10 protein-coding genes are annotated in these 12402 nt (G+C 66.6%); 1 reads left to right on the forward strand and 9 read right to left on the reverse strand.

Features of this window, described 5'->3' with window-relative positions:
• Positions 1–39 precede the first annotated feature (39 nt).
• The 6 genes from AC5P7F_RS11220 to AC5P7F_RS11245 all read right to left on the reverse strand — a co-directional run bounded on the left by AC5P7F_RS11220 (position 40) and on the right by AC5P7F_RS11245 (position 7864).
• Positions 40–1461 carry an efflux transporter outer membrane subunit gene (locus AC5P7F_RS11220; RefSeq protein WP_142234585.1) on the reverse strand — a complete coding sequence of 474 codons (1422 nt, stop codon included), beginning with the start codon at positions 1459–1461 and terminating at the stop codon, positions 40–42.
• Positions 1455–2192: an SDR family oxidoreductase gene (locus AC5P7F_RS11225; RefSeq protein WP_049439198.1), complete on the reverse strand. Its 738-nt coding sequence runs from the start codon at positions 2190–2192 to the stop codon at positions 1455–1457. The genes AC5P7F_RS11220 and AC5P7F_RS11225 overlap by 7 nt, the downstream gene beginning before the upstream one ends.
• A 64-nt stretch (positions 2193–2256) precedes the next feature.
• Positions 2257–5427 (reverse strand): efflux RND transporter permease subunit, encoded by a 3171-nt coding sequence (locus AC5P7F_RS11230; RefSeq protein WP_481462491.1) that lies wholly within the window; start codon positions 5425–5427, stop codon positions 2257–2259.
• A 127-nt stretch (positions 5428–5554) separates the two neighbouring features.
• Complete coding sequence (locus AC5P7F_RS11235; RefSeq protein ID WP_014646787.1) at positions 5555–6778, reverse strand: efflux RND transporter periplasmic adaptor subunit; 1224 nt, start codon at positions 6776–6778, stop codon at positions 5555–5557.
• Positions 6779–6869: 91 nt separating this feature from the next.
• Positions 6870–7640 carry an SDR family NAD(P)-dependent oxidoreductase gene (locus tag AC5P7F_RS11240; RefSeq protein WP_014646786.1) on the reverse strand — a complete coding sequence of 257 codons (771 nt, stop codon included), beginning with the start codon at positions 7638–7640 and terminating at the stop codon, positions 6870–6872.
• Positions 7637–7864 carry a hypothetical protein gene (locus AC5P7F_RS11245; RefSeq protein WP_134808747.1) on the reverse strand — a complete coding sequence of 76 codons (228 nt, stop codon included), beginning with the start codon at positions 7862–7864 and terminating at the stop codon, positions 7637–7639. The genes AC5P7F_RS11240 and AC5P7F_RS11245 overlap by 4 nt, the downstream gene beginning before the upstream one ends.
• Positions 7865–8011: 147 nt before the next feature.
• On the opposite strand from AC5P7F_RS11245, the gene AC5P7F_RS11250 reads away from it, so the two are divergent.
• On the forward strand, positions 8012–9043 hold the full coding sequence (locus AC5P7F_RS11250) for a LysR family transcriptional regulator (protein WP_032959145.1): 1032 nt from the start codon (positions 8012–8014) through the stop codon (positions 9041–9043).
• 396 nt (positions 9044–9439) lie between these two features.
• Here AC5P7F_RS11250 and AC5P7F_RS11255 read toward each other — a convergent pair whose 3' ends face one another.
• The 3 genes from AC5P7F_RS11255 to AC5P7F_RS11265 form a co-directional block, all read right to left on the reverse strand.
• A complete protein-coding gene (locus AC5P7F_RS11255) occupies positions 9440–10135 on the reverse strand; it encodes a YiaD family glycine zipper/OmpA-like lipoprotein (protein ID WP_014646784.1) in 696 nt (231 codons plus the stop codon).
• Between the two features lie 140 nt (positions 10136–10275).
• Entirely contained in the window at positions 10276–11691 is a 1416-nt protein-coding gene (locus AC5P7F_RS11260) for a cryptochrome/photolyase family protein (RefSeq protein WP_032959146.1), read from the reverse strand.
• 89 nt (positions 11692–11780) lie between these two features.
• Positions 11781–12395 carry an inorganic diphosphatase gene (locus AC5P7F_RS11265; protein WP_049405742.1) on the reverse strand — a complete coding sequence of 205 codons (615 nt, stop codon included), beginning with the start codon at positions 12393–12395 and terminating at the stop codon, positions 11781–11783.
• Positions 12396–12402: the final 7 nt, after the last annotated feature.

Here is a 12402-nt window from a genome sequence, read left to right on the forward strand (position 1 = left end):
GCAGGAGGGGACGGAAGCCACTGCCTCCGTCCCCTGCGGTTACTGCACCTGCGCCACGCTCGGTTGCTGCGGTGATTGCCCCCAGCCGCCCAGCGCCTTGTACACGCCCACCACGCTGACATTGACTTCGGACTCGGCCGCCGCCAGGGCGTCATCGGCCGCCAACTGCGTGCGCTGCGCATCCAGCAGGGTCAGGAAGTCTTCCGAGCCTTCGCGATAGCGGATCTGTGCCAGTGATTCGGCACGCCGTGCGGCCTGTGCCTGCTCGACCACGATCGCCAGCCGTGCCTGCTGCTTGGAATAGCGGGTCAGCGCGTTCTCGGTATCTTCCAGCGCCAGCAGCACGGCCTGCTCGTACTGCGCGGCCACGCCTTCGGCTTCAGCCTTGCTGGCACGCAGGCGTGCACGCACGGTACCGAAGTCGAATGCTGCCCAGCTCAGCGACGGGGTCAGCGACCAGGCCTTGTTGTTGCCATTGACCAGGCCACTGGCATCGCCGCCGAGGAACCCGACGAAGCCGGACAGCGACAACCGCGGGAACAGGTCCGCGGTGGCCACGCCCACGCGTGCGGTCGCAGCGGCCAGGCGACGCTCGGCCACGCGCACGTCGGCGCGCTGGCGCAGCAGTTCGCGGGTATCGCCCAGCGGCAGCGCCTTGGCGAAGGCCGGCACGTCGTGCGGCGCGAGCATGTCGGTCAGCACTTCCGGGCGCTGGCCGAGCAGCACGGCCAGCCGGTTGCGCGACTGCGCCTCGGCCACTTCCAGCAACGGGATGTCGGCCTCGATCGCCTTCAGGCGGGCGCGGCTGCTCTGCACATCCAGCTCGCTTCCCGCGCCCAGTTCCCAGCGCGCCTCGGTCAGCTTCTGCGTATCGCGCAGGTTTTCCAGCGTGTGCTGGGCCACCGCGATGCGCTTCTGCGTTCCGCGCAGCTCGAAGTAATTGCGTGCCACTTCGGCGGCGACCAGTACCTGCGCATCGGCCAGGTTGGCCTGCTCGGCACCGAGGTCGGCGCGTGCGGCCTCAGCGGCACGGCGCTTGCGGCCGAACAGATCCAGCTCCCAGCCGGCGTCGAAGCCGAGCTGGTAGCTTTCACTGAATATCCGCTGCCCACCCAGCTGCGGATCGGGTTGCTTGCGGCGGTCGTAGCTGCCGCCAGCGGTGATGTGCGGCGCCTGGTCGAAACGGCTTTCGACGAACACTGCGCGGGCCTGGCTGACGCGGGCCACGGCCACGCGCAGGTCCAGGTTGTCCGACAGGGCGCCATGCACCAGCTGTTCCAGCACCGGATCATCGAACTGCGCCCACCAGCTGGCCACCGGCGAAACGCTGCTGAAGACCGGCTGCTGTGCGCTCTGCAGGACCACCGGTTCCTGCACCGGTGCCTTGTAGTTCGGGCCGACGCTGACACAGCCTGCCAGCACCAGGCTGGAGACGGCCATCGCCAACGTGCGGATCACCATGGCAGCACCTCGCCCAGGTAGGTGAAGCTGCCGCTGGCACCGGATTCGCCGATCAGCGCCATCTGCACGCTGGAGCGCGCGCCTTCGGCGATTTCGATTTCGCCGTTGCCGCCGTTCATGTCGGTCTTCACGTAACCGGGATGCACGGTATTGACCTTGATCGGGGTGTTGCGCAGCTCGTAGGCCAGGCTCAGGGTCCAACTGTTCACCGCGGCCTTGGACGCGTTGTAGGCGGGAATCTTGAAGTGGTAGATGCCCGATGAGGGATCCGCGTGCAGGGTCTGCGAGCCGAGCATGCTCGACACGTTGACGATGCGCCCGGACTTGGCCTGCTTGACCAGCGGCAGGAATGCCTGGGTTACTGCGACCAGCGCATACACGTTGGTGTCGAAGGTACGCTTCCAGGTGTCGAGCGACTGCTCCGACGGCGCCTGCGCCGGGTTCTCGATCATGATGCCGGCATTGTTGACCAGGATGTCGAGGCGGCCGTGACGCTGGCGCACCTGCTCGACCGCTTCGGCGATGCTGGCCGCGTCGGTCACGTCCAGTTGCAGGGCTTCGACCGGCAGGCCTTCAGCCTGCAGCTTCAGTGCCAGCTCCACCGCCGTATCGCGCTTGCGACCGGCCAGCAGCGTATGCACACCTGCCTGGGCCAGCTGGCGCACGGTTTCCAGGCCGATGCCACGGGTGGCGCCGGTGACCAGCGCGATCTTGTTCTGATGGGTATTCATGGATGCATGCCTTGTGGGTGGAAAGCCGCCGCCGGCCAGTGACCGGCGGCGACGGGGTTCCATGTCAGTGGTGGATGGTCGGCTCGCCGTGCTGCACCAGCTGGCCACCGCCGTTGCGGGTGACGAACTTGCGCAGGGCCACGTAGAACACCGGGGTGAGGAACAGGCCGAACAGGGTCACGCCCAGCATGCCGGCGAACACGGTGATACCGGTCACCGAGCGCACCTCGGCACCCGCGCCGTGCGACAGCACCAGCGGCACGGTACCGGCGATGAAGGCGATGGAGGTCATCACGATCGGGCGCAGACGCAGGCGGCAGGCTTCCAGCGCGGCTTCAACGATGCCCTTGCCGCCCATCTCCAGCTCTCTGGCGAATTCGACGATCAGGATCGCGTTCTTGCACGCCAGGCCCATCAGCACCACCAGGCCGACCTGCACGAACACGTTGTTGTCGCCACCGGTCAGCCACACGCCGAACAGCGCGGACAGCAGGGTCATCGGCACGATCAGGATCACCGCCAGCGGCAGCGACCAGCTCTCGTACAGCGCGGCCAACACCAGGAAGGCCAGCATGATCGCCACCGGGAACACGATGAAGGCCGCCTTGCCCTGGGTCGCCTGCTGGTAGCTCAGGTCGGTCCATTCGGTGGTCATGCCCACCGGCAGCACCTTGCCGGCGATCTCGGTCAGCTTGTTCATCGCCTCGGCCGAGGACAGCAGGCGCGGGTCAGCCTCACCGGCCAGGTCTGCTGCCGGATAGCCATTGAAGCGCAGCACCGGGTCCGGGCCGAAGGTCTGCTTGATGGTGACCATCGAACCGATCGGCACCATTTCGCCGCGGTCGTTGCGGGTACGCAGCTTGCCGATGTCCTCGACCGTCTCGCGGAACGGACCGTCGGCCTGGGCGATCACCTGCCAGGTACGGCCGAACTGGTTGAAGTCGTTGACGTAGGCCGAACCGAGGTAGGTCTGCAGGGTGTCGAACAGCTCGGTGAGCTGCACGCCCTGCGCCTTGCCCTTGACGCGGTCCACTTCGGCATCCAGCTGCGGCACGTTGGCCTGGTAGCTGCTGATCGGGAAGGCCATGCCCGGCGTCTGCGCAACGGTGCCCTGCATTGCCTGCACCGCATTCTGCAGCGCGCCGTAACCCAGGTTGCCACGGTCCTCGATGAACATCTGGTAGCCGTTGCCGTTGCCCAGGCCGAGGATCGGCGGCGGCATCATCGCGAACGCGAAGCCTTCCTGCAGGCCGGCGATCTTCTGGTTGATCTCGGCATTGATCTGTGCGGCGGTGCGGCCATGGCGCTCGGCGAACGGCTTGAGCGGGATGAACGCCACACCGGTGTTCGGCGTGTTGGTGAACTGCAGCGCGTTCAGACCCGGGAACGAGATGGTGTGGGCCACGCCATCGGTTTCCTGGGCGATCTTGGCGACCTTGCGCAGCATTTCATCGGTGCGCGCGATCGACGAACCTTCCGGCAGCTTTACACCGGCGATCAGGTACAGCTTGTCCTGGGTCGGGATGAAGCCCGGCGGCACCAGCTTGAAGATCACGCCGGTACCGACCAGCAGGATCGCGTAGACCACGAACACCGCGCCACGACGGCCGAGGATGCGGGCCACGCCACGCTCGTACTTCTCCGAGCTGGACTTGAAGAAGCGGTTGAACGGACGGAACACCCAGCCGAACAGGCGGTCGATCAGGCGGCTCGGCGCATCCTTCGGAGCACCATGGGCTTTCAGCAGACGCGCGGCCAGGGCCGGCGACAGGGTCAGCGAGTTGATCGCCGAGATCACCGTGGAGATGGCGATGGTGACTGCGAACTGCTTGTAGAACTGGCCGGTGACGCCGGACAGGAAGGCCATCGGCACAAACACGGCACACAGCACCAGCGCGATCGCCACGATCGGGCCGGACACTTCACGCATGGCCTGGTGGGCCGCAGCGGTGGGTGACAGGCCTTCCTCGATGTTGCGCTCGACGTTCTCCACCACCACGATCGCGTCGTCGACCACGATGCCGATCGCCAGCACCAGGCCGAACAGGCTCAGCGTGTTGATCGAGAAGCCCAGCAGGTACAGCGCGGCGAAGGTACCCACCACCGACACCGGCACCGCGATCAACGGGATGATCGAGGCACGCCAGGTCTGCAGGAACAGGATCACCACCAGCACCACCAGGGCGATGGCTTCCAGCAGCGTGGAGACCACGGCCTTGATCGAGTCGCGCACGAAGATGGTGGTGTCATACACCGCTTCGTACTTCACGTCGGCCGGCATGGTCTTCTGCATCTCGTCCATCGTCGAGATGACCTGGTCACGAATCTCCAGCGCATTCGCACCGGGCGACTGGAAGATACCGATACCGACCGCGTTCTTGCCATCCAGCTGCGAGCGCAGGGTGTAGTCACCGGCACCCAGTTCAAGGCGGGCCACGTCGGCCAGGCGCACGATCTCGCCATCGGTGCCGCTCTTGAGCACGATGTCGCCGAATTCCTTTTCGCTCTTCAGGCGGCCCTGGGCGTTGATCAGGGTCAGGAACTGGCTGTTCGGCAACGGTTCGGCGCCGAGCTGGCCCGCCGAAACTTGCACGTTCTGCTCGCGCATGGCACGCACCACGTCGCTGGCGGTCAGGCCACGCGAAGCCACCTTGTCCGGGTCCAGCCAGGCACGCATGGCGTAGTCGCCGCCACCGAAGATCTGCGCGTCACCCACGCCCGGAATACGCGCCAGCGCATCCTTGACGTGCAGGCGGGCGTAGTTGCGCAGGTACAGGGTGTCGTACTTGCCTTGCGGCGAGGTCAGGTGCACCACCATCAGGAAGGTTGGCGACTGCTTCTGCGTAGTCACGCCCTGCCGGCGCACGTCCTCGGGCAGGCGCGCCTGCGCCTGCGCCACGCGGTTCTGCACCTTCACCGCCGCCGCGTCCGGATCGGTACCCGGGCGGAAGGTGACGGTCATCTGCAGCACGCCGTCCGAGCCGGCAACCGACTTCAGGTACATCATGCCTTCGACGCCGTTGATCGCTTCTTCAAGCGGCGTGGCGACGGTCTCGGCAATGACCTTGGGGTTGGCGCCCGGATACACCGTGCGCACGACCACCGACGGCGGCACCACTTCGGGGTACTCGCTGATCGGCAGGATTGGAATCGTGATCAGGCCTGCGGCGAAGATCACGATCGACAGCACCGCCGCGAAGATCGGCCTGTCGATGAAGAAACGGGAAAAGTCCATGGAGGAATTCCTGGGAAAGGCGTCCGGCGGGCAACAGCCACCCTGCCCCTCGCCGGGATGACGAAGGCAGGGAAGGCTGCCGCTGGCGCCGGCAGCTAAGCGGGGACGCGGATCAGGAGCCGGCGGATCAGTGGTTCAGGGCGGCGGTGGCATCGCGGCCCGGTGCCGGCGCAGCCTGCGGCTGCATCGCCACGGCCTTGGCCTGCACCGGCATGCCCGGCATGAAGACCTTCTGCACGCCGTCGATGATCACCTTGTCGCCGGCGGCAAGGCCGTGCTCGACAATGCGCAGGCCGTCGGCGGTGCGGCCGAGCTGGATGTCGCGGCGCTGGGCCTTGCCATCCTTGTCTACCACGTAGACGTACTTGCGGTCCTGGTCGGTCAGCACGGCCTTGTCATCGATCAGCATGGCCTGGAACTGGCCGCTGCCAAGCAGCTGCACGCGGGCGAACAGGCCCGGCGTGAACTGCCGGTCGGCGTTGTCCAGCAGCGCACGGACGCGGATGGTGCCGGTGCTGCGGGCCACCTGGTTGTCGAGGAAGTCGACCTTGCCCGCATGCGGGTAGCCCTCTTCGCCGGACAGGCCGACCTTCACCGGCAGCGCGCTGTCACGCTCGCTGGGGCGCTCGCCCTTGCGTGCCATCTGTGCATAGCGCAGGAAGGTGCTTTCGTCGGCATCGAAGTAGACGAACACGGTATCCAGCGAGACCAGCGTGGTCAGCACGCTGGCACTGTCGCCGGCGGTGACCAGGTTGCCGGCGGTGACCATCGCGCGGCCGGCGCGGCCGTCGATCGGTGCACGCACCTTGGTGAACTCCAGGTTGAGGCGGGCGGCATCCAGCGCCGCCTGCGCGGCCTGCACGGCGGCTCCGGACTGGTCGGCCGCGGCACGACGCTGTTCGGCGGTCTCGGTGGAGATCGCCTGCTGCTCGGACAACCGCTTGGCGCGCTCGGATTCGCTGCGGGCCAGCGTGGCCTGGGTGCGGGCGCGGGCCAGCTCGGCGGCGGCGCGATCGTACTCGGCCTGGTAGCTGCGCGCGTCGATGGTGAAGAGCACTTCGCCCTTCTTCACTTCCTGGCCTTCGACATAGTTGACCTTGTCGATGTAACCGGACACGCGCGGGCGCAGTTCAACGCTCTGCACCGCTTCGACGCGGCCGCTGAACTCGTCCCACTGGCTGACCTGCTTGACCAGCACCGGCGCGGCGCTGACCTGCGGCGGCGGCGGAGCACCGGCCTCTTCGGCATGGCCGCCGCTGCAGGCCGCAAGCACGGCCGCGGCGAGGATCGACACGCCGACCATCGCGATGCGATGGCCGAAACGATGTGGGGTGGTATTGGGGGAAGTCATGGCATGCATCCGTACGGAGGGGTGGTACAGCTATATGAGAACGTGTTGCAAAAATCGGCGGCGCATACTGCGACCTCAACCATGGTCGAGGTCAAGCGATGCCCGCGGTATCGCGCCACAGTGGAGGGACATCCAGGTGCAGCAGGCCGCGCGGCAGTTCGGCATCGCTGCTGTCGCAGCGGACGATGGCGCGGTTGTCGCGGCAGCCGTCCAGCAGGGAGACCACACGACGACCGACCAGCAACGAGCTTGGCCACTCGATGCACGCATTGGCCGCGTTGGCCGGGGTGCACACCGGACTGCAGACTTCCAGCATCTGCGCGCGCACACCCAGTGCCTGCGCTTCCTGGTGCACCACCTGCGCGTACATGCGCAGCGCGGCGGTGGTGATCGAGGTCTCGCCGTAGCCCGCCCAGGGCTTGGCGTTGGCGGGGCTGCCGATCATCACGTAGCGGCGCGCATGCACGTTGTCCTGCAGCAGTGGCAGCAGGTGACGCACCGCGTGCACGTGCGGCATCAGGTCGGCCTGCATCGCCCCCAACAGCTCATCGCCATTGCGGTCGGTCACCCGGCCGCGACGGTAGGGGCCACCCATTGCGGCGATGACCGCCGCCAGCGGACGCGGGCGCTGCGCGATGCGTTCGGCCAAGGCACGTGCCGAGCCGTCATCGCTGAGCGAGCCCAGCAGCGTCTCCAGGCCAGGCTCATCGGCGAACTGCTCATGCAGCGCCGCCAGCCGACCCGGGTCGCGGCCAACCACCAGCACAGGGCTGCCGGCTTCCAGCAATGCGCCGACCACGCCCTGGCCGACGGCACCGGTGCCGCCGAGGACCAGGACTTCGGGCGTCAGTATCCCATTCACGGGACATTTCCTCCCAAATCCGGGATAGTCCCGATCCGGCGCAGCCGGTCACCCTTGTGCGGGGCCAGGCGGATGGCACCGCCACGCTGCTGACGCATGGGCGCGGTAAACTCACGAAAGTCCTTGTGTACCAAGGAACTCGGACGGGCTTCGACGGTCATCGCCAGGTCCAGGGCGTTCTGGCCGACATGCCGGAAGCGGGCAAGAATGTTGCGCAGGCTCATGGCGAGGGGGCTCCATTTCACGAATGGCGCCACGATAGACCTCAAACCTTTACTTGATTAGTCCTGATTAAGGGGAATAATCATCCCGCTCCCGGTCCAATCGTTCTGTCACGATTGGCCCATCCCCGACGTCCAGGATCCCCGACCATGTCCCACGATCTCAACGAGACGCTGATCTTCGTCAAGGTGGTCGAGCAAGGCAGTTTCATTGCCGCTGCCAAATCGCTCGGCCTGCCCAAGACCACGGTCAGCCGCAAAGTGCAGGAGCTGGAAACGCGCCTGGGCGCGCGGCTGCTGCACCGGACCACCCGCCGCCTCGGCCTGACCGAAGCCGGCTCGATCTACCACGAGCATTGCCAGCGCATCGCGCGCGAGCTGGAAGAAGCCGAAAGCGCGGTGAGCCAGTTGCAGTCCGGCCCGCGCGGCTGGCTGCGCTTCACCGTGCCCTATTCGATCGGCATCACCTGGATCGCCCCGCTGCTGGGCCAGTTCCATGCGCAGTATCCGGAAATCCGCCTGGACATGCACATGGGCAACGAGAAGCTGGACCTGATTGCCGGCGAAGCGGATCTGGCGCTGCGTGTGGGCGCCCTGCCCGATTCCAACCTGGTCGCGCGCAAGCTGGGCAGCCTGCGCACGCAGGTGTTCGCCAGCCCGGCCTACATCGAGCGCTATGGTGAGCCGCTGCATCCGGAAGAACTGCAGTTCCATCGCATCCTGGCGATGCGCAAGCCGTATCACACTGGCAATTCACCGCGCTTCACCTGGCAGCTGGGCGAGAACGGCGGCGAGCTGCGTGACTTCCCGGTCACCCCGCTGATGACCGCCAACGACATGTCTGCGCTTAATGGTGCACTGGTGTGTGGCGAAGGCCTGCTGCTGACCGGTGATGTGATGGCCAAGCCGTTCGTCGAGTCCGGCATGGTACGGCGCGTGCTGGCCGGCTGGACCGGCCCGGAAGTGGACTTCAACGCCGTGTTCGCCGGTGGCCGCCTGGTCTCGCCGAAGGTGCGGGCGTTCGTCGATTTCCTGGTGGAAAAGCTCAACTTCGACGCCAACTACATGCTGGCGCAGTGCCCGGGTGCGAAGCTGGCACAGCAGCAGAAGGCCCAGGAAGACGCGGCGTTGGAGAGCAGCGGCAAGCGCATCCTGGAGAAGGTCGCCGCCTCGGCGGTGTAACCGGCTTCTGTAGAGTCGAGCCATGCTCGACTGCGGTTGGAACGGCGCCGACCAAGGTCGGCATCTACCAGGAGATGAGTTGCGGCATTTCCTTCCGGCTGCGCCGCGTCCGGTAGATGCCGACCTTGGTCGGGGCCGTTCGGAGAAGCCGCGAACGGGAACGCTGTCGGTGTGCCGAGCAAGCTCGGCACCCACAAAAATGCCGCCTGCAAGGGCGGCATTTTCGTTCCGGCTGCGTGGCTTTCGGTAGATGCCGACCTTGGTCGGCGCCGTTCGGAGAAGCCGCAACCGGAAGCGCTATCGGCGTGCCGAGCAAGCTCGGCACCTACAGAAAATGCCGCCTGCAAGGGCGGCATTTTCGTTCCGGCCAGGCCGGAACAGCAACAACGCTACGCGTTATTGCTTGAGCGGAATCACGCGGATCTCGACGCGGCGGTTCTTGGCACGGCCGGCATCGGTGCTGTTGTCGGCAATCGGATACGACTTGCCGGCCCCCAGCGTTTCGATGCGCACGCTCTGCACGCCTTGGCCGATCAGGTACTGCGCCACCGAATCGGCGCGTTCCTTCGACAGGCGGTTGTTGACCGCGTCGCTGCCGATGCTGTCGGTGTGGCCCACCACTTCGATCATGGTCTGGTTGTACTCGCGCAGCGTACCGGCCACACCGTTGAGCGAGCCGTAGAACTGCGGCTTCAGGGTGGCCTTGCCGAAGTCGAAGGTGATGCCGTCCGGCAGGTTCAGCATGATGTTGTCGCCCTGGCGCTGCACATCGATGCCGGTGTTGGCAGTGCGCTCGCGCAGCGCGCGTTCCTGGCGATCCTGGTACTGGCCGACGGCGGCGCCGCTGAGCGCACCGATACCGGCACCGATCAGTGCGTGCTGACGACGCTCGGTGGCGCTGTCACCGGTCAGAAGGCCGGCAGCCACACCGATGGCGGTACCGATCAGCGCGTTGCGGCCGGTACGGTTCTGCTGTTCGGTCGGGTTGCCGTACTGGTCGCTCTGCACATAGGAGCCGCCGGTGGCGCAGGCCGACAGGACGGCCGCACTCATCAGGGCCAGTGCGACGTTGCGGGTGGTGTTGCGGATCATGTGGTTCTCCTTGTTTTCCGGTCGGGTCGGCGGCTTACGGGCGCAGAGAGAATAAACAGCCCGATGCGATGTCGGGATGATGATCGGTCGCGGCAACAGGGCCGCGTTCAGCTAACTGACTGGAACGCTCAGCCCGCGCTTTACCCAGCCCCCGTCTGCCGGTAGGCGGCCAGCGCAGCATCGCGGCCGGCGGCCAGATCCACCAGCGGCGTACGCGGATAGCCCGGGGCATGCGCCGCCAGCAGCAGCGGATGCTGCCACGGCGCGAAGCGCGCCTTCACCGGCAGCGCCGCCAGTTCGGGCACCCAGCGGCTGATGTAGCGCGCCTGCGGGTCGAACTTCTCCGCCTGGGTGACCGGGTTGAACACCCGGAAGTACGGGGCCGCGTCGGCGCCGGTGCCTGCCACCCACTGCCAGCCCATCGTGTTGTTGGCCAGGTCGGCATCGACCAGGGTGTCCCAGAACCAGCGCGCGCCCTGCAGCCAGTGCGCACGCAGGTGCTTGCACAGGTAGCTGGCAACAATCATCCGTACCCGGTTGTGCATGTAACCGGTGTGCCACAGCTCGCGCAGGCCCGCATCGACGATCGGCACGCCGGTGTTGCCGCGCTGCCAGTCATGCAGTTGCGCTGCAGTGGGCGTGGCCCAAGGGAAGCGGTCGAAACGCGGATTGAGGTTGTCGGTCGGCGTCTTCGGGAAGTGATGCAACAGGTGGTAGGCGAAATCGCGCCAGCCCAGTTGCCGCAGATAGCCGTCGATGTCGGCGTCAGTGCCGGCACTGCGCAATCTCTCCAGCGCATGCGCGATGCGCCACGGTGCAATCTCGCCGAAATGCAGATGCGGCGACAGCCGCGAGGTGCCGACCCGGTCCGGCAGGTCACGCTGCTCGCGGTAACCGCGCAACGCGCCGTCCTCGAACACGGACAACGCCTCCAGCGCGCCGGCCTCGCCCGGCTGCCAGTGCTCCCAGAAGCCGGAATCCCAGTCCAGCGTGGGCGCCAGCCGCAGCTCGTCCAATGCGAGGCCGTCGACCGAGTGCGCGGTCAGTGCCTTCGGCGCGGCACTCAGCGTCGGCAGGCGCCAATGACTGAGTACGTTGCGCCAGTACGGAGTGAACACCTTGTACGGCTGACCCTGCTGTGTCGCGATGTCCCAGGGCTCGAACAACAGGCTGCCATTGCAGCTCTGTGCGTCGATGCCCTGCTCGCGCAGCGTGCGTTTGATGGTGGCGTCGCGTGCCTGCGTAGCCGGCTCGTACTTGCGGTTCCAGTACACCGCCTCGGCGCCGGTCTGCCCGATCAGCAACTGCAGGGCCGGCAGGCTGTCACCACTACGCAGCACCAGCGACGAACCGCGCGTGCGCAGGTCGGCGTCCAAGGCACCCAGTGAACGGTGGCGCCACGCATCGGAGGCCGCGCCAGGCACCCACTCGCCTTCCTCGTGCGGCGCGTGGAGATAGACCGGCACCACGTCGTGACCCGCATCCAGCGCGGCCTGCAGGGCCGGATTGTCCTGCAGCCGCAGATCACGGCGGAACCATACCAACGCTACCGACACATGCACCGCCTTCGATGTGGAAGGCGGACATGATAGCCAGGGGCGGTGAAGGTGATGCGCGCGTCCGGCCACCCACCCACGGCGGGGTTCTAGCGCTTGAACCGCTGCATGGCCTCGCGGATCACTGACCGTGCCTCGGCGGCGTTGCCCCAGCCATTTAGCTGCACCGGGTTGCGCCCGGCCGGCAGGTCCTTGTAGACGCGGAAGAACGCTTCGATCCGCTGCCGTTCGGCCTCCGGCAAGTCCGCCAGGTCGCGGATGTTGGCGTAGGTCGGGTCGACCTTGTCGGTCGGCACCCCGATGATCTTCTCGTCGTGCTCGCCGCCATCGATCATCTTCAGGTAACCGATCGGCCGGAAACGCACGATCACGCCCGGATGCAGCGGTTCGCGGGTCAACACCAGCGCATCCAGCGGATCGTTGTCGCCGGCCAGGGTGCGCGGCATCGAGCCGTAGTTGGCCGGATAGGCGACCGGCATCGACTGGAAGCGGTCCACGTGCACCAGGCCGTCTTCCTTGATCTCGTACTTGGTGAAGCTGCCGGCCGGGATCTCCACCGCCAGGTTCACTTCCTGCGGGGCCTGCGCCGGCTGGGCGACCAGGAAGGGATGCAGCACGGTATCGGCGGCGGTTACCGCACTGGCCAGCAACAGCAGGGACGCGCCGATGGCAGCCAATGGAATGATGCGGCGGGGTGTGGTCATCGGCGTC

Source organism: Stenotrophomonas sp. YJH_SMC_105-26 (assembly GCF_059368915.1).